Origin of the sequence: Paenibacillus sp. 2TAF8, assembly GCF_052114825.1 — a bacterium.
Classification (GTDB): domain Bacteria; phylum Bacillota; class Bacilli; order Paenibacillales; family Paenibacillaceae; genus Paenibacillus.
The window spans coordinates 18,908-38,080 of sequence record NZ_JBFRFN010000026.1 but is presented as its reverse complement, the minus strand read 5'-3'; the positions used below and the strand labels follow the sequence as shown (position 1 = coordinate 38,080).

1 protein-coding gene is annotated in these 19,173 nt (G+C 51.6%); it reads left to right on the top strand.

The genetic code is table 11. From position 1 onward, the window contains the following. Positions 1 to 26: 26 nt before the first annotated feature. Positions 27 to 19,154 carry a non-ribosomal peptide synthase/polyketide synthase gene (locus tag AB4Z30_RS25825; RefSeq protein WP_441930296.1) on the top strand — a complete coding sequence of 6,376 codons (19,128 nt, stop codon included), beginning with the start codon at positions 27 to 29 and terminating at the stop codon, positions 19,152 to 19,154. The last annotated feature ends 19 nt before the right edge of the window (positions 19,155 to 19,173 follow it).

Sequence of the window (19,173 nt, the reverse complement as noted above, 5' to 3'; positions counted from 1 at the left end):
AATCTCTAAAACGGGAGTGTGTCGATGTGAGAGAGAATGCCAACAAGCAATATGGATTAACGCAAGCCCAGCGCCGAATATGGTTCATGGAGATTATGAATCCGGGTACGTCCATCACGATGCTTTCTGCTACCTACCAAATTACGGGTGAGATCGACACACAGCTTCTGGAGCAAGCAGCAACAGAGATCGTCAAAACCTATGATGCTTTCCGAATCCGCCTTGGTGGGGATTTGCAAAATCCAACGCAGTGGTTTGAAGAGCCGGAGAATGTGCAAGCAAGAATAAGCCGACTCGAAATAGGCACAACCGAACAATTTTATGCATGGGTGAATGAATTAAGCGAAAAGCCGGTCAGTGTGTTTGATGAACACCTTCACCAATTTACGATGATTCTTTTTGCGAACGGTCAGGTATGGCTTAATTTGACGATAAATCATATCATCGCTGACGGTCTGTCTGTTAATGCGTTGCTGCATGCAGTAATGGAGAAATATCTGGAACTGCGTACAGCCAAAGACGAAGATAGAGGCAAAGGCGAAAGTAAAGGCATCTCGGGAAGTGGCCAGGCCCCTTCCTATCTGCATTATATCTCTGCGGAGCGTGATTATGAGCATTCGGCGCGTTATCAAAAAGGTAAAGAATACTGGCTGAAGAAGTATAACACTTTGCCTGAAACGACCGGTATTAAATCAGTTCCGCCATTCTCCATCGGCAGCGAATCCAATACAATTGCCATCAGATTGGACGGTTCCCGGTATGAACGCATTCTGGCCTTCAGTGAACAACATCAGGTCAGTTTATATACATTATTTTTGTCCGCGATGTACGCCTTATTGTACAAACTGACCGATAGCACCGATGTTCCAGTCGGCACGGTTTTTGCCAATCGGACCAGCAAGAAGGAAAAAGAAACCATAGGCATGTTTGTCAGCACCGTAGCTACACGCATTCATCTAAATCCAGACGAGCACGTGCTTTCTTTGATTCACAAGGTTGCCAAGGAAAATACAGCGGATCTTCGGTATCAAAAATATCCATATAATCAGTTAATTCAGGATTTGCGAGAAAAACATGGTCGAAACGATCTTTCGGAACTGTTCCGTACGTCTCTGGAATATCTTCCTCTGAAAATTGAGGAATACGAAGAAATCAAAGTACGTCTGGAAGCTCACTTCGCTAGGCATGAAATGGATGATTTATTGCTGCGCTTCGACCATATGTTGAATGAAGGCCATGTCATTCTCCATGCTTCCTATCGTACTGGCCTGTTTGAGACGACCGAGATTGATCGGATTATCGAACAGTATGTAACTGTTCTGGATCAGTTTGTTCAGACGCCGGAACTCGCGGTGCGCGAAATTTCCCTGCTGAGTGATGAGGAGAGACAGCGTATTCTTCACGTGTTTAACCCTTCGGTGGCAGAACTGAACGAAGGCGAAGCATTTCATCGGTATGTTGAAAAGTTTGCCCGGGAAACTCCGGATCATCCGGCAGTTGTTTACATGAACGAACAGCTGACCTATAGCGAATTGAATGAACGCGCCGATCGGCTGGCTGTTCTTCTTCGCGAACAGGGCGTGGGAAGGGAAACGATTACAGGTATTTGGGCGGAACGTTCGGTGGAGCTGCTGGTCGGAGTGCTCGCTGTTTGGAAAGCTGGTGGAGCCTACGTACCACTGGATCCTGATTATCCGGCGGAGCGGATTGAATTCATGCTCGGTGATAGTAATGCTTCGGTGCTGCTTACGCAGCGTCATCTGTTGGAGCGTGCTGAAGGGTGGTTAGCCGATGAGCGTCTGAAGCTTCAAGCTGTCTATGCACTGGACGATGAAGAAATTTATAACGGACAGGCTCTAAGTGTGAAATTTGAATCTACTGACAGTGCGCCGCAAGATTTGGCTTATGTGATCTACACCTCGGGAACGACAGGACGCCCGAAAGGTGTCATGATCGAGCACGGTAGTCTCTTAAATACGGCAGACGCGTATCGTCGAGAATATCGATTGGATCAGTTCCCGGTGCGGCTGCTGCAGCTGGCCAGTTTCTCGTTTGATGTATTCGTCGGAGACATCGCACGTACGCTGTATAACGGCGGCACGATGGTGATCGTGCCGAAGGATGACCGAATTGACCCAAATCGTTTACATGGCTGGATTCGGGATCAAAATATTACGGTATTTGAATCAACGCCTGCGCTCATCCTGCCGTTCATGCAGCATATTTATGATGAAGGGCTGGATGTTAGCACCATGGAGTTGTTGATTACCAGCTCGGACGCTTGCAGTGTTACCGATTACCGTATACTGCAGGAAAGATTCGGCAGACAATTCCGCATCATTAACAGCTACGGTGTTACCGAAGCGGCCATTGACAGCAGCTTTTACGATGAGCCGCTGGATAAACTGCCGTCATCGGGTCATGTGCCGATTGGCAAAGCTTGGCTGAACGCCCGATTTTACATTGTTGATGCCGCGTTAAAGCCAGTGCCTGTAGGCGTTCCAGGTGAACTTGTCATCGGAGGTACAGGGGTTGCGCGCGGGTACTGGAACCGTCCGGATTTAACTGCCGAGAAGTTTGTGGACAGCCCTTTTGTACCGGGTGAACGTCTGTACCGGACAGGCGATTTGGCTCGCTGGCTGGAAGACGGTAATGTCGACTTCATTGGCCGGATCGACTACCAGGTGAAGATTCGCGGGTTCCGAATTGAACTTGGCGAAATTGAAACAGCTCTGCTGCGTTTCCCAGGCGTCAAGCAAGCTGTAGTGACCGACCGTATGGATGAGCAGGGGCAAAAGTATTTATGCGGTTACGTGGCAAGTGACGCTATCTTGCAGCCAAGCGATCTGCTGCTCCAATTGAAGCAAGATTTGCCGGCTCATATGATCCCGGCACGGCTGATGTCTCTGGATAAGCTTCCGCTCACGCCGAATGGAAAAATTGACCGTAAAGCGCTCCCTGAACCGACCGGAACGGTGGAAGTAGGCCATGAGCATGTGGCTCCACGTACCACGCTGGAAACAAGACTTGCACTTATTTGGCAGCAGGTGCTAGGTATTACACGAGTTGGAGTCCATGACGATTTCTTTGAGCTGGGTGGTCATTCCTTGCGAGCCTCCTCGCTGGTGTCCAAGATTCGGAGAGAGCTGCAAGTCGAGGTTCCACTGCGGGAGATTTTCCGTTATACGACGATAGAGCAACTTGCTCAGAGAATCAGCGGGTTAAGGCAGCAGGAGGCGTATGAGATTACGAAGGCGGCTGAGGCCGAGTACTATCCAGTTTCATCTGAGCAAAAGCGTCTGTATGTATTGCGTCAGCTTAACGGAGCTGAGCGTAGTTACAATATGTCGGCGGCGCTTCTTCTCGAAGGTGTGTTGGATCATACGCGCGTTCAGCAAGCGTTCCGGGCTCTGATTCAGCGCCATGAGACGCTGCGTACCGGGATCGAACAGGTTCAGGGTGAGCTTGTGCAGCGCATCTATGATGAGGTGGAGTTTTCTGTAGATTTTTTGCAGGCGAGCGAGCAGGAATTGGATCAAGTAGTAGAAGCCTATTATCGCCCGTTTGATCTGACCAAGCCACCTCTTCTCCGCATCGGCCTGATCGCAGTCACCGAGGATCGTCACATTCTGCTGTTCGATATGCACCATATCGTCTCGGACGGCATTTCGACGGCGTTGCTCTTCGACGAGTTCAGCCGCCTGTATCGGGGCGAGGAGCTGGCTCCACTGCACATTCAATACAAAGATTATGCTGTTTGGCAGCATTCTGAAGCCTATGAACGGTTGCTCCAGCCGCAGAAGGAGTATTGGTTGCAACAGTTGTCGGGCGAGCTCCCGATCTTGGAGCTGCCGACGGACTTCCCGCGGCCTGCGGTGCAAAGTTTTGACGGCCGCACCGTGAAGTTTAATATCGGAAAAGAGCGGACGGAGAAGCTGAAAGAACTGGCTGCACGGACAGGCACGACCCTGTATATGGTTCTGCTATCGGCTTACTCCATCCTGATGCATAAATATTCTGGTCAGGAAGATCTAATCGTGGGAACACCCATTGCCGGAAGAACGCAGGAAGAAGTGCAGCCGATCGTGGGCATGTTTATCAATACGCTGGCTATTCGCAGTCGTCCGGAGCGTTCCAAGTCGTACCTTTCGTACCTTGAAGAAGTTAAAGACATCACGCTGGGGGCTTTCGAACACCAAAATTATCTTTTTGAAGATTTGGTGGAAAGTCTTCATATTCCGCGTGCGACCGGCCGGAATCCAATCTTTGATACGTTCTTCTCCCTGCAAAATACAGAGAACGAGCAAATTGTTATCGAGGGGCTGGAGCAATCGTTTTATCCACTGGAAAACCGAACGTCCAAATTCGAGCTGCTCTTGGATATTTCGGAGCTGGACGGTCAGCTTGAGTGCCGGTTGGAGTATGCTACAGCTTTGTATAAACAGGAGACGGCTGAACGATTCGCCAGACATTACGACAAGTTGCTTGAAACTATTGCAGCGGCACCGGGCGGAAATATTGCCTCTCTTGAAATGCTCAAGGAGGAGGAAATCCGCGAGCTGGTGCGTGGTTTCAATAATTCGCAGGCAGACTACCCACGTCAGCAGACGATTCACAGCTTGTTCGAAGAAAAGGCAGAGCTATACCCAAATAACGTAGCCGCCGTCATGAATGAGCGAGAGCTGACCTACCGCGAGCTGAACGAGAGATCCAACCGGCTTGCGCGGAAGCTGCGTGAGGCAGGAGTCCACGCGGATCAACTGGTAGCGATTTTGGCTGAACGTTCGCTTGATATGGTCGTCGGTATTCTTGCGATCCTCAAAGCGGGCGGCGCCTACGTGCCTGTCGATCCCGACTACCCGGAGGAGCGCATCCGTTTCATGATCGAGGATTCGGGCGCACCGTTATTGCTAATTCAACAGCACCTGCACGAGAAGACCGACTTTGCAGGAACGCGTCTCGAATTAGACGATTTCGTTTGGAGTGACAGCGGGGCGGACTCCGCAGATGCTCTGTATGCTTCGAACCTGGAGCCGATTTCCGGGCCGAGCAACTTGGCCTATGTCATCTACACGTCGGGAACGACCGGCAGACCGAAAGGGACGTTGATCGAGCATAAAAATGTTGTACGTCTCCTGTTCAACGACAAGAATCTGTTCGACTTCGGAGCATCAGATACATGGACGTTGTTCCACTCGTTCTGCTTTGATTTTTCCGTCTGGGAAATGTATGGAGCATTGTTGTACGGAGGAAAGTTGGTCATCGTACCCCCACTTACTGCGAAGAATCCGTCTGATTTTCTGACGCTGTTAGGCCGTGAACAGGTTACGATTTTGAATCAGACGCCAACGTACTTCTACCAGCTGCTGCGTGAGGCACTATCGGATCATCCATATGATTTGCGGATTCGCAACATCATCTTCGGGGGCGAAGCGCTCAGTCCGTTGTTGCTCAAGGGTTTCAAGACCAAGTACCCGGAGACGAAGCTAATTAACATGTACGGCATTACCGAGACAACGGTTCACGTGACGTATAAGGAGATTACGTGGGTTGAGATGGAAGCGGCAAAGAGCAATATCGGTAAGCCGATCCCAACCCTGAGCGTGTATGTTCTGGATGAAAATCGTCGTCCTGTGCCCATCGGCGTTGCGGGCGAGATGTATGTGGCTGGAGAAGGTCTGGCGCGAGGGTACCTGAACCGACCGGATCTGACGGCGCAGAAGTTTGTTGATTCCCCGTTTGCGGAGGGGGAGAAACTGTACCGCTCGGGTGATTTGGCTGCTTGGTTGCCAGACGGCAACATCGAATACCTAGGCCGGATTGACCATCAGGTGAAAATCCGCGGGTATCGGATCGAGCTGGACGAAATCGAGACACAGCTTCTGAATGTCGAAGGCGTGGAAGAAGCAGTAGTGCTTGCTCGTGAGGACGGTGGGGGAGAAAAGGCGCTTGTTGCTTACTATGTGGCGAACCGCATGCTGACGGTCAGCGAGATGAGAACCTCGCTAGCTCAGGAAATGCCAGGATATATGATCCCGTCATACTTCGTGCAGATGGAGTGTATGCCGCTGACGTCGAACGGTAAGGTGGATCGCAAAGCACTACCAGAGCCGCAAGACGGCATGGAAACGGGCGTTGAATTCGTAGCGCCACGTAACCGGACAGAGGCTCTGCTTGTGAAGATCTGGGAGGATGTACTGGGTTACTCTGGTATTGGTGTCCTGAACAATTTCTTTGAGCTTGGAGGCCACTCCTTGCGTGCGACAAGCCTTGTCAGCAAGATTCGGAAGGAAATGAATGTCGAACTTCCGCTGCGTGATGTGTTCCGCTATATGACGGTAGAGTCGATGGCCGAGGCTATTGCCAGTTTGGAAGAATCGCAACATATCTCGATTCCGAAAGCGGAAGAGAAAACGTACTATCCGGTTTCCTCTGCTCAAAAAAGGTTGTACGTCCTGCACCAGTTGGATAGCTTGGAGCTGAATTACAACCTCCCAAGTGCCTTGCAATTGGAAGGCACTTTGAACGAGGTCAAAGTGGAAAAGGCACTGAATACTTTGGTGGCCCGTCACGACATGCTGCGTACCGGTTTTGAGATCGTAGACGGGGAGCCGGTTCAGTATATTTTTCCGCTCACAGCTTTCAAGATAGAGAAGGTTCAAGCAAGTGAAGATCAGGTGGCGGCTATTCTTGAAGGTTTCATTCAGCCGTTTGACTTGACTCGGCCACCTTTGCTGCGTGCCCTGTTAATCGAACTGGAGTCAGAAAAGTTCTTGCTTGCGCTGGATATTCATCATATTGCTTCCGATGGCCTCTCTATGGACGTGCTGCTGCGTGAATTCGTGCGGCTATACAATGGAGAAGAATTGCCAGAGCTGCGGATCCAATATAAGGATTATGCTGTTTGGCAGCAATCTGAGGAGCAACGTCAGCACATTAAACAACAGGAGGAATACTGGCGCGGGGTGTTCGGCTCAGAGCCTCCGGTTCTTGAACTGCCTCTCGACTTTTCTCGCCCGGCCGTTCAGCAGTTTGACGGTCAAACGCTCACGTTTACGCTGGATGCGGAGAAAAGTGAAGCTCTTAAACGGCTTGCTGGTAATTCGGGGGCGACGCTGTATATGCTCCTGCTCGCTGCATATTCCGTATTGCTTCATAAATATGCGGGACAGGAAGATATCGTGGTTGGCACACCGATTGCTGCTCGTTCTCACGCTGATCTACAGCCGATTATCGGTATGTTTGTTAATACGCTGGCTCTTCGCTTGGAACCAGCTGCGGAGCAAACGTTTGTGGATTATTTACAGAAAGTGAAGGAAACGACGCTTGGAGCCTACGAACACCAGGATTATCCGTTCGAAGAACTGGTGGAAGCTCTTCAGGTGAGCCGGGACTTAAGCCGGAATCCGCTGTTTGATACGATGTTTTCATTGCAAAAGCACGAAAGCCTGGATTTAACCCTTGAAGGTCTGCAATGGTCGCTGTATGACATTGAGGAAAAAACAGCAAAGTTTGATCTTAGCTTGGATATTGTGGAAGCGGGTAACGAATTGGTTTGCAAGGTTGAGTATGCTACTTCGTTGTTCAGACAGGAAACGATGGTAAGGCTAGCGGGTCATTACGAGCAGCTTTTGGCGTCGATTCTGGCTCAGCCGAGTTCGCGGATTTCGGACTTGGATATCCTGATGGACAACGAAAAACATGATCTGCTGGTCGGTTTTGACGTATCGTCTGCGGCTCTTGCGAAGCAATCCGCGGCAGAGGGTACAGGTCTGGAAGCTCATGAGTCGTGGAGAGAGAGAACGTTCCACGAGCTGTTCGAGGAGCAGGTAAAACGCACTCCGGGAGCGTTGGCGGTTGTCTACGAAGACAACAAGCTGACGTATGCGGAGCTAAACGCCAAAGCGAATCGTCTGGCATATGTACTACGGGCGCACGGCGTGAAGCCGGAGCAGGTGGTCGGCATTCTTGCCGGTCGTTCGGCGGAGTTATTGATCGGGGTAATCGCGGTATGGAAAGCGGGCGGTGCTTATGTGCCGCTTGATCCAGACTATCCGGCGGAGCGGATTGAGTACATGCTCTCGGACAGTGGGGCATCGGTGTTGCTCACACAAACCTGCCTTTTGGAGCAAGCGGAAGCTTGGCACAAAGATGGAACTCTAGCGCTGCAAACGGTGCTTGCACTTGATGATACAGCGACGTATAGCCTCGGAGTATCTGAAACGGCTGTGAGCTTACAAGCTGTGGGTGAAGTATGCGCAGCGCAAGAGGCTTTGGCACAAGCGGAGACGGTTGCTGCGGAAACGTCTGTCACGGCAGAAGCCGAGCAAAGCGCACTATCGGCAGATTTTGTGTCGAATCTGGCGAATGTGAACAAGCCAGCCGATTTGGCTTACGTTATCTACACCTCCGGTACGACGGGCCGTCCGAAGGGCGTGGCGGTGGAACACCGCAGCCTGATGAATACGGCGGCGGGATACCGCCGGGACTACCGCTTGGATCAGTTCCCGGTCCGGCTGCTACAGCTCGCGAGCTTCTCGTTTGATGTGTTCGTCGGTGACATTGCGCGGACGCTTTACAACGGTGGAACCATGGTCATTGTGCCGAAAGACGACCGGATTGATCCAACCCGACTCTACGGCTGGATTCATGATTACGCCGTGACGGTGTTTGAATCAACCCCAGCGCTGATCATGCCGTTCATGGAGCATGTGTACGCCGAGGGTCTGGATCTCAGTTCGATGGAGTTGCTGATTACAAGCTCGGATGCGTGTAGCGTAGCGGATTACCGCAACTTGCAGGAGCGCTTCGGCTCGCAGTTCCGTATTATTAACAGCTATGGCGTAACAGAGGCGGCAATTGATTCGAGCTTCTATGACGAGCCGCTGGAACAGTTGCCGAAGACAGGCAGTGTGCCGATTGGGAAAGCATGGCTGAACGCCAAGTTTTACATTGTGGATGCGAATCTGAAGCCGGTGCCTATTGGAGTTCTCGGCGAGCTGGTGATCGGCGGGGCGGGGGTGGCCCGTGGTTACTTGAACCGCCCGGATTTGACAGCAGAGAAATTTGTAGATAGCCCGTTCGCCGCTGGAGAGCGGCTGTACCGGACAGGTGACCTGGCGCGCTGGATGCCGGACGGTAACGTGGACTTCATCGGCCGGATCGACAACCAGGTGAAAATTCGCGGTTATCGAATCGAGCTTGGTGAGATTGAAGCGGCCATGAAAAATGTTGCTAACGTGCGTCAGACCCTTGTCATTGATCAGACGGATGAGCGGGGGCAGAAATATTTGTGCGGGTATGTCGTAGCGGATTCCAGCTTTGATCTGGAGGAGCTTGTGGCTCATCTGGACGCTGTGTTGCCTTCCCATATGGTGCCTTCGCGTATTATGCGCCTGGATCAGATGCCACTTACGCCGAACGGCAAGATCGACCGCAAAGCGCTACCTGTACCGGAAGGAAGCATTCGCACCGAGGCTGCATACAAGGCGCCTCGTACTCCTGCTGAGCAAGCCCTTGCGTCGGTCTGGCAGTCCGTGCTGGGTTTGGATCAGGTTGGCACGATGGACAATTTCTTTGCGCTCGGCGGCGATTCAATCAAGGCTTTGCAAGTATCGTCCCGTCTTTTGCAAGCGGGGTACAAGCTGGTCATGAAAGATTTGTTCCATTATCCAACGATCTCTGCCCTTAGTTTGCAGCTGCAAACGGCGGAGAGAACGGCAAGTCAGACCGAAGTGACGGGGGAGGTCATCCTAACTCCGATTCAGCGCTGGTTCTTTGAACAAAATCCGGTCGATGTGCATCACAGCAATCAGGCGTTCATGCAGTTCTCCCAGCATGGCTATGACGAAGGTGCCTTACGCCAAGTGGTGCATCAGCTTGTCATACATCATGATGCTCTTCGTACGGTTTACCGCCAAAGCGAGAACGGCTATACCGCCTGGAACCGCGGCGCCGGGGAGAACGAAGTTCTGTTCGATCTGGAAGTTGTCGATTTCAAGGAAGCCCATAACGTGAAAGAAGCGGTAGAAGCTAAGGCGAATGACATTCAAGCGAGCATTGATCTGGAAAACGGCCCGCTTGTGAAGCTCGGCTTGTTCCGCTGTGATGACGGCGACCACTTGCTCATCGCGATTCACCACTTGGTCGTAGACGGTGTATCCTGGAGGATTCTTCTTGAGGATTTTGCTACTGGCTATGAGCAGGCACAGCAAGGGCAACCGATCCGTCTGCCGCTCAAAACGGATTCCTTCCAAACGTGGGCTAAACAGCTTGCTGATTATGCGAGCGGCTCGGCGATGGAAAGCGAAAGAGAGTATTGGCAGCATATCGAGCAATTGAGCTATGAGCCACTGCCGAAAGATTTTGAACAAGGCAAATCCAAGCTGCAGAACAGCGGGCTCGTGACCGTTCGCTGGTCGGCGGAGGAAACGCAGCAGCTGTTGAAACAGGCACACCGTGCCTACAATACGGAAATGAACGATCTGCTGCTTGCGGCGCTTGGCCTCGCGGTAAAAGATTGGAGCGGTCTGGACCGCGTGCTGGTGAATCTCGAAGGCCACGGCCGGGAAGAACTTTTGCCAGATGTAGACATTACGCGCACAGTTGGCTGGTTTACAAGTCAGTTCCCTGTCGTTCTCGAGCCTGGTCATGCTCAGGCACTTGGTCATCAGGTGAAACAAGTAAAAGAAAGCTTGCGCCGCATCCCGAACAAAGGAATCGGCTACGGCATTCTGCGTTATATGTCGACACCGCGTGAAAACGAACGCTTTGCTTTGGAACCAGAGATCAGTTTTAACTATTTGGGTCAGTTCGACGAGGATTACGAAAGCAGCGGCTCCCAGCCGTCTCCGTTTAGTCCAGGCTCTGATTCAAGCCCCAATGCTGTGATGGATTTTGTCCTTGATATCAACGGGATGGTGTCGGAAGGAATATTGGAACTCACGATTCGTTATGGGGAAACTCAGTATCAACGGGATACGGTAGAACGTCTGGGCACCCTGCTTCATTCGAGCTTGCTTGAAGTCATCCGTCATTGCGTATCCAAAGAACGGCCGGAGCTTACGCCTAGTGACGTGCTGCTTCAAGATGTGACGGTGGAGGAACTGGATCGGTTGGCTGAACAAACGGCGAAACTAGGTGAACTGGAGAATGTATACACCCTGACTCCGTTACAAAAAGGGATGTTGTTCCACAGCTTACTGGATGCCGATTCGGAAGCTTACTTCGAACAGGTAACCTTTGATCTGCACGGAAGCCTCAATGTTGAAGCTTTTACAAAAGGACTGGATACGCTAGTGCAGCGAAATGAGGCGTTACGGACCAACTTTATTACCGGCTGGAGAGACGAGCCCATTCAAGTGGTATTCCGCGAGCGGAAGTGTGAAGTGTACTTCGAAGATATTCGCTTCGTAAGCGACGAAGACCCGGAGAAAATGATAGCCGATTTTGTCAGCGCAGATAAAGCGAACAAATTCAATTTGGCTCAAGGCTCTCTGATGCGCGTTACCGTTTTACGCACGGGGGATGAGTCCTATCATGTGATCTGGAGTCACCATCACATTTTGATGGACGGCTGGTGTATGTCTTTCATGATTAAGGAAGTGTTCGACACTTACTTCGCGTTTCAGGAGAATTGTACGGCGGAGCTTCCTCCGGTTACTTCATACTCTCGGTATATCGAATGGCTGGAAGCTCAAGATGCTGCGAAAGCCGCACGTTACTGGTCAGACTATTTGGCAGGTTACGATCAGCAGACCAAGCTACCTCAGGAGAAAACGCAGCTGAAGCAGGGCGCTTTTGAAGCAGCTGAAATGGATGTGGAGCTCAGCAAGGAACTGACGGGGCAAATTGAGCGAGTAGCACGCCAGCAGCAGGTGACACTTAATACGTTCATGCAGACCATATGGGGCCTGGTTTTGCAGATATACAACAACAGTGAAGATGTCGTATTCGGCTCGGTCGTATCCGGTCGTCCAGCGGAAATTCCGGGCATCGAAAGCATGATCGGTCTGTTTATTAATACGATCCCGGTTCGTATCCAAGGCAAAGCCGAGGAGACTGTAGCCAATATCTTGAGGAAAACCCAGGATCAAGCGCTGGCATCAGGAGCTTACGAAACGTTCCCGCTGTTCGAAATTCAGTCGCTGAGTGAGCAAAAGCGCGACTTGATTAACCATATTATGGTCTTTGAAAATTATCCGATGGAAGAACAAATTGAACAGGTCGTCGGCGGAGACAAAGAAGCGCTGAAAATCGCTAATATCCAGTCACCGGAGCAAACAAACTACGACCTGGACATTACCGTCATTCCGGAAGAGCATATTTTGCTGCGGTTTACGTATAATGCGCTGACGTACAGAGAGGAAGACATCAAGGCGATCCATAGTCATTTTGCCCGGGCACTGGAGCAGGTTGCGGCTAACCCGAACATGCGTGTGAACCAGTTGGAGCTTTTGACTGCGGCGGAAAAAGAACAAATTCTTGGTGCGTTTAACCCTACGCTACCGGAAACAGAAGAGGCTCCTATGGCTACGTTCCATCGTCTGTTCGAGGAACAGGCGCAACGTACGCCTGAATCGGAGGCTGTCGTGTACGAAAACGACAGGCTGACATATGCGGAGCTGAACGAGCGGGCGAACCGTTTGGCGGCTACACTGCGTGCCAGCAGCATCGGCCGTGAGTCCATCGTTGGTATTTTTGCCGAACGTTCGGTGGATTTGCTGGTAGCTGTGCTGGCCGTCTGGAAAGCAGGAGGGGCCTATGTACCGCTTGACCCGGATTATCCGGCAGACCGCGTACGATTCATGCTTGAAGACAGCGGAGCGAAGGTACTGCTAACGCAAACGCTGCTGCGAGAACGTGCCGAAACCTGGCTTGGTGAAGAGGAACTTGCACTGGAAGCGGTGCTGTACCTCGACGACGAAGCGGCGTACAGTGAGGAGCGGGCAAATGCACCGATGGATTCTGGTATGGCGTCAGGAGCTGTTTCAAGCTTGGTTTCTAACATGGCCTCCGACAGCATTTCCGACAAGCTGACAGGTGTTGTGAAGAATAAAGGTAATGCGAGTCATCCAGATGTTGTTGATGTTGCTGACATGGACAGTTTCCATGAAGCACGTCCAGAGGATCTGGCATATGTAATCTATACATCGGGAACAACGGGCAAGCCGAAGGGCGTGATGATCGAGCACCGCAGTCTGGTGAACACGGCCGCGGGATACCGTCGGGAATACCGGTTAGATCAGTTCCCGGTGCGGTTGTTGCAGCTCGCCAGTTTCTCGTTTGATGTGTTCGTGGGCGATATTGCGCGCACACTGTACAACGGAGGCACAATGGTAATTGTGCCGAAGGACGACCGGATTGATCCGTCTCGTCTGCATCACTGGATTGAGCAGGAGCAGGTGACCATTTTTGAATCGACGCCAGCGCTGATTGTGCCGTTTATGGAATATGTGCATGAGCAGGGGCTGAATATGAGTGGGATGGAGCTTTTAATTACAAGTTCGGACAGTTGCAGTGTCGCGGATTACCGAACCTTGCAGGAACGTTTTGGATCATTGTTCCGAATCATCAATGCTTACGGTGTAACGGAAGCGGCGATTGATTCCAGTTTCTACGATGAGCCAATGGAAATGTTGCCACAGACAGGGCATGTACCTATCGGTAAAGCGTGGTTAAATGCGAAGTTTTACATCGTGGATGCGCACCTGAATCCGGTGCCAGTCGGTGTGCTAGGCGAACTGGTTATCGGCGGAATTGGGGTCGCGCGCGGATACTTGAACCGTCCAGAGCTGACCGAAGAGAAGTTCGTAGACAGTCCATTCATCACGGGTGAGAGGTTGTACCGCACAGGAGACTTGGCGCGGTGGATGGGAGACCGCAACGTGGATTTCATTGGCCGAATCGACAACCAGGCGAAAATTCGGGGATACCGGATCGAGACAGGCGAAATTGAAGCGAAGCTACTCAACGTTAGTGCTGTGAAGGAAGCTGTCGTTGTTGTCAGGGAAGATCAGGAAGGTCAGAAAGCGTTGTGCGCATATTATACAGCAGAAGAAGGTTTGACTGCGCTCGACTTGAAGCAGGCTATTGCCAGCGAGCTACCAGGGTACATGATCCCGTCATATTTCATGGAGCTGGAGTACCTGCCTCTGACGCCAAATGGAAAGATCGACCGTAAGGGTTTGCCTGCGCCGGAAGCGGGAGCAGGCGGAGGACGCGAATACGTGGCGCCGCGTACCGAACTGGAGGTGAAACTGGCTGCCATTTGGCAGGAGGTGCTTGTTCGTGACAAGGCTGTTAGCGTAACGGACAACTTCTTCGATCTCGGCGGACACTCTCTGCGAGCGACGACGCTTGTTAGCAGAATGCATAAAGAACTAGGCATTGAATTCCCTCTTCGTGACGTGTTCAATTACTCGACGGTTGAGGAAATGGCTATGGCTATGGAGCAACTGGAGACCCGTTCGTTTACATCTATTTCTGCTGCGGAACCGAGCGAGTATTATCCGCTCTCTTCGGCTCAGAAACGCCTCTACATCTTGAACCAGCTGGAAGGAGGCGAGCTGAGCTACAACATCCCAGGAGCTATGTTGCTTGAGGGAGATCTCGACCGGCAGCGGTTTGAAGAAGCGTTCCACGGGCTTGTAGCTCGGCATGAAACACTGCGTACCGGCTTTGAGATGGTTAATGGCGAAGCCGTTCAGCGGATTTATGAAGAAGCTGTCTTCCAGGTGGAATATGTGCGGATCAGCGAGGAGCAAACGGAAGAAACAGTGCGCCAATTCATTCGTGCATTTGATCTGGCTCAGCCCCCCCTTCTGCGTGTGGGCCTTGCTGAATTGGCACCGGATCGGCACATTCTGATGTTTGATACGCATCATATCGTATCTGATGGCGTTTCGATGGACGTACTAATCGAGGAGTTCGTACTCCTGTACAGTGGGGAGCCGCTCGAACCACTCCGTATTCAGTACAAAGATTATGCGGTATGGCAACAATCGGACGAGCAGAAAATGCTGCTTGCCAAACAGGAAGCCTACTGGCTCGATATGTTCAGCGGAGAGTTGCCTGTTTTGGAATTGCCGACAGATTATCCACGCCCGGCGATGCAGAGCTACGAGGGTCGTACACTGCAATTGTTTATGAACAGCGAGAAAAGCGAGGGTCTGAAACGGCTTGCTGCTGAGAACGGTGCAACACTGTACATGGTTCTGCTTGCTGGCTATACCATATTATTGCAAAAATATACAGGGCAAGAAGACGTCGTTGTCGGTACGCCGATTGCGGGAAGAAATCATAACGATGTTCAGCCGTTGATCGGGATGTTTGTTAATACCCTGGCCATCCGTAGTTATCCGGCTGCCCGCAAAACATTCCTTGACTACTTGAAGGAAGTCAAGGCGACAACCCTTGGTGCTTTTGAACATCAGAATTATCCGTTTGAGGAACTGGTGGATAAGGTAAACGTGGTTCGCGATTTAAGCCGCAATCCGCTGTTTGATACGATGTTTGCTCTGCAGAATACAGAGAATGTGGAAATTCAGCTTCCCGGACTCCATTTGTCGACGTATGCCAGCGAAGAAATTGTTTCGAAATTTGATTTAAGCCTGGACGTCACAGAGGTTGATGAAGGTTTGGAATACTTGTTTGAATACGCCACGGCTCTTTATAAAACTGAAACCGTGGAGAAATTGGCAGCTCACTATTTGGAACTGCTTGAATCGATTCTCCATAATCCATCGGCGACCATTGCCGAGTTGAACTTGCTGACGGCAGAGGAACAAGAAATTATCGGCGCGTTTAACCCCACACGACCTGAAGGGGAAGCCGTTCCTGCGGCTGCGTTCCACCATCTGTTCGAGGAACAGGCAGAGCGCACGCCGGAAGATACAGCTGTTGTGTACGAGAACGACAGGCTGACGTATGCGGAGCTGAACAAGCAGGCGAATCGTCTGGCGGCTACGCTAAGGATAAGCGGCATCGGCCGCGAGTCAATCGTTGGCATTCTTGCCGAGCGTTCGGTGGACTTGCTGGTGGCCGTGCTGGCTGTCTGGAAAGCAGGCGGGGCGTATGTGCCACTCGACCCGGATTATCCGGCAGACCGTGTACGTTTTATGCTCGAAGACAGCGGAGCGAAGGTGCTACTGACGCAAACGCTACTGCGAGAACGTGCTGAAGCTTGGGTCGTTGAAGAGGAACTGGCACTGGCGAAGGTACTGTATCTGGACGACGAGGAATCGTATAGCGATGAGCGGGCAAATTCGTCGATGGAATCTGGTATAGTTTCGGACTCCGTCTCCGGTAATATCTCCGGCATGGTCTCTAACCTGGTCTCCGACAACGTTTCGGACAAGCTGAAAAGTGCTGCGAACGATGGTGATGCCAGTCGTCCAGATGTTATTGATGTTGCTAATGTTGCTGGCATGGACAGCTTCCATGAAGCTCGGCCAGAGGATTTGGCGTATGTAATCTATACATCGGGAACGACCGGGAAGCCGAAGGGCGTCATGATTGAGCACCGCAGTCTGGTGAACACGGCAGCGGGATACCGCCGGGAATACCGATTGGATGAGTTCCCGGTGCGGTTGTTACAGCTCGCCAGTTTCTCATTCGACGTGTTCGTAGGCGATATTGCACGCACGCTGTACAACGGAGGCACAATGGTGATTGTGCCGAAGGACGACCGGATTGATCCGTCCCGTCTGCACCACTGGATTGAGCAGGAGCAGGTGACCATCTTCGAATCGACGCCAGCGCTGATCGTGCCATTTATGGAATATGTGCATGAGCAGGGGCTGGATATGAGTGGGATGGAGCTGTTGATTACAAGCTCGGACAGCTGCAGCGTAGCGGATTACCGAACTTTGCAGGAACGCTATGGCTCGGTGTTCCGGATCATCAACGCCTACGGCGTGACGGAAGCGGCGATTGACACCAGTTTCTACGATGAACCGTTGACGATGCTGCCGCAGACTGGACATGTGCCAATCGGCAAAGCGTGGCTGAATGCGCAGTTTTACATTGTGGATGCACATCTGAATCCGGTGCCCGTTGGTGTACTTGGCGAGCTGGTTATCGGCGGAGTTGGCGTGGCACGCGGGTACTTGAATCGTCCGGACCTCACAGAAGAGAAATTCGTAGATAGTCCGTTCGCCGAGGGCGAGCGACTGTACCGAACGGGAGATTCAGCTCGTTGGATGAAAGACGGCAACGTGGACTTTATCGGTCGGATCGACAACCAGGCGAAAATCCGGGGGTATCGTATCGAAACGGGCGAAGTCGAAGCGATGATGCTGAGTGTAGGTGGCGTGAAGGAAGCAGTCGTTGTTGTCCGAGAAGATCGGGAAGGCCAGAAAGCGTTGTGCGCTTATTATACAGCGGAAAATGGCTTGACAGCGGCAGAACTGAAGCGGGAGATCTCCAGCGAGTTGCCGGGATACATGATTCCGTCGTACTTTGTGGAGCTGGAGCGACTGCCTTTGACGCCGAATGGGAAAATCGACCGGAAGGCGCTGCCGGCGCCGGAAGGGGGAGCAAGTACAGGCCGCGAATACGTGGCACCGCGCACCGAATTAGAAGCGAAACTGGTTGCCATTTGGCAGGACGTGCTCGGTTCAGTCAAGATTGGCGTAACGGACAATTTCTTCGACCTTGGTGGGCATTCTCTGCGAGCAACGACGCTGGTAAGCAAGGTTCACAAAGCGTTAAGCGTAAACCTGCCGCTGCGTGATGTGTTCCGGCATGCAACCATCGAAACGATGGCCGAATCAATCAGCCAATTGGAGCGACAGGAACATATCTCCATTCCGGTACTAGGCAAGAAGGATTACTATCCGCTTTCCTCCGTGCAAAAACGGTTGTACATCCAGCAACAGATGGAAGGTGCGGAGCTTAGCTACAACATGTCTGGCATGACGGTTCTCGTCGGACGACTGGAAAGGAAGCAATTCGAAGCGGCACTCAAAGGGTTAATTGCTCGTCACGAAATTTTGCGAACGGGCTTCGAAATGGTAGACGGTGAACCTGTGCAACGGATTTATCGGGACTTGGAATTTGCCGTCGAGTATACGAAAGTGACGGAGAGTGAAACCAAGAGCATCGCAGACAGCTTTGTGCGTGTCTTTGATTTGGAGCGGCCACCGCTACTGCGTGTGGGTATAGTTGAGTGGGAAGCAGAACGGCATCTGCTCATGTTGGACATTCATCATATCGTCACGGATGGTATGTCGATGGGCATCATCGTTGAAGAGCTGTTGCGCCTGTATAACGGTGAAACGTTGGAACCACTTCGCATCCAATACAAAGAATTTGCTGCCTGGCAACAGTCCAAACCTGTACAAGAGCGGCTGAAACGTCAGGAAGCTTACTGGCTGGATATGTTAGAAGGTGAACTGCCAACGCTGGAACTGCCAACGGACTTTGTCAGACCAGCCACTCGCAGCTTTGAGGGAGATGTACTTCCTTTCAGCATCGATAAGCTGATGACTGACAACTTGCAGCGCATCGCTGATGAGAATGGTGCTACCCTGTATATGGTACTATCGGCCGCCTATTCCATCCTGCTCAGCAAGTACTCGGGACAAGATGATTTCATTGTAGGCACGCCGGTTTCCGGCCGCACGCATGCTGACCTGGAGCCGCTCATCGGAATGTTTGTCAATACATTGGCGATTCGCCATTATCCATCCGGGGAGAAGACATTCCTCACTTACTTGACCGAAGTCAAGGAAGCGATGCTGGGGGCCTACGACCATCAGGATTATCCGTTCGAGGAGCTTGTGAAAAAGTTGCAGGTGCCGCGAGATCAAAGTCGCAATCCTGTATTCGATGTTATGTTTGCTCTGGAAACGAAGGAAGATAACGTTCAAAGTTTCGGAGAGATCCAGATCGAATCTTATCCGGAAACGCATGCGGTGTCCCAATTTGATCTTACCTTGATCATTTCGTTGCTGGATGAGGGAATGAACGGGCAGTTTGAATATGCCACCAAGTTGTTCACACGCAATCTGATCGACAATTTTGCGCAAGACCTGCTCATGATTATCAGTCAGGTTTGTGAACAGCCTTCTATACTTTTGAAGGATATTTTCTTGAATGGACAATCCGAACAGGAGCAAGATGAGCTAGAGGCTATCGATATTATTTTCTAATCCATTACCCGGTCTGGGT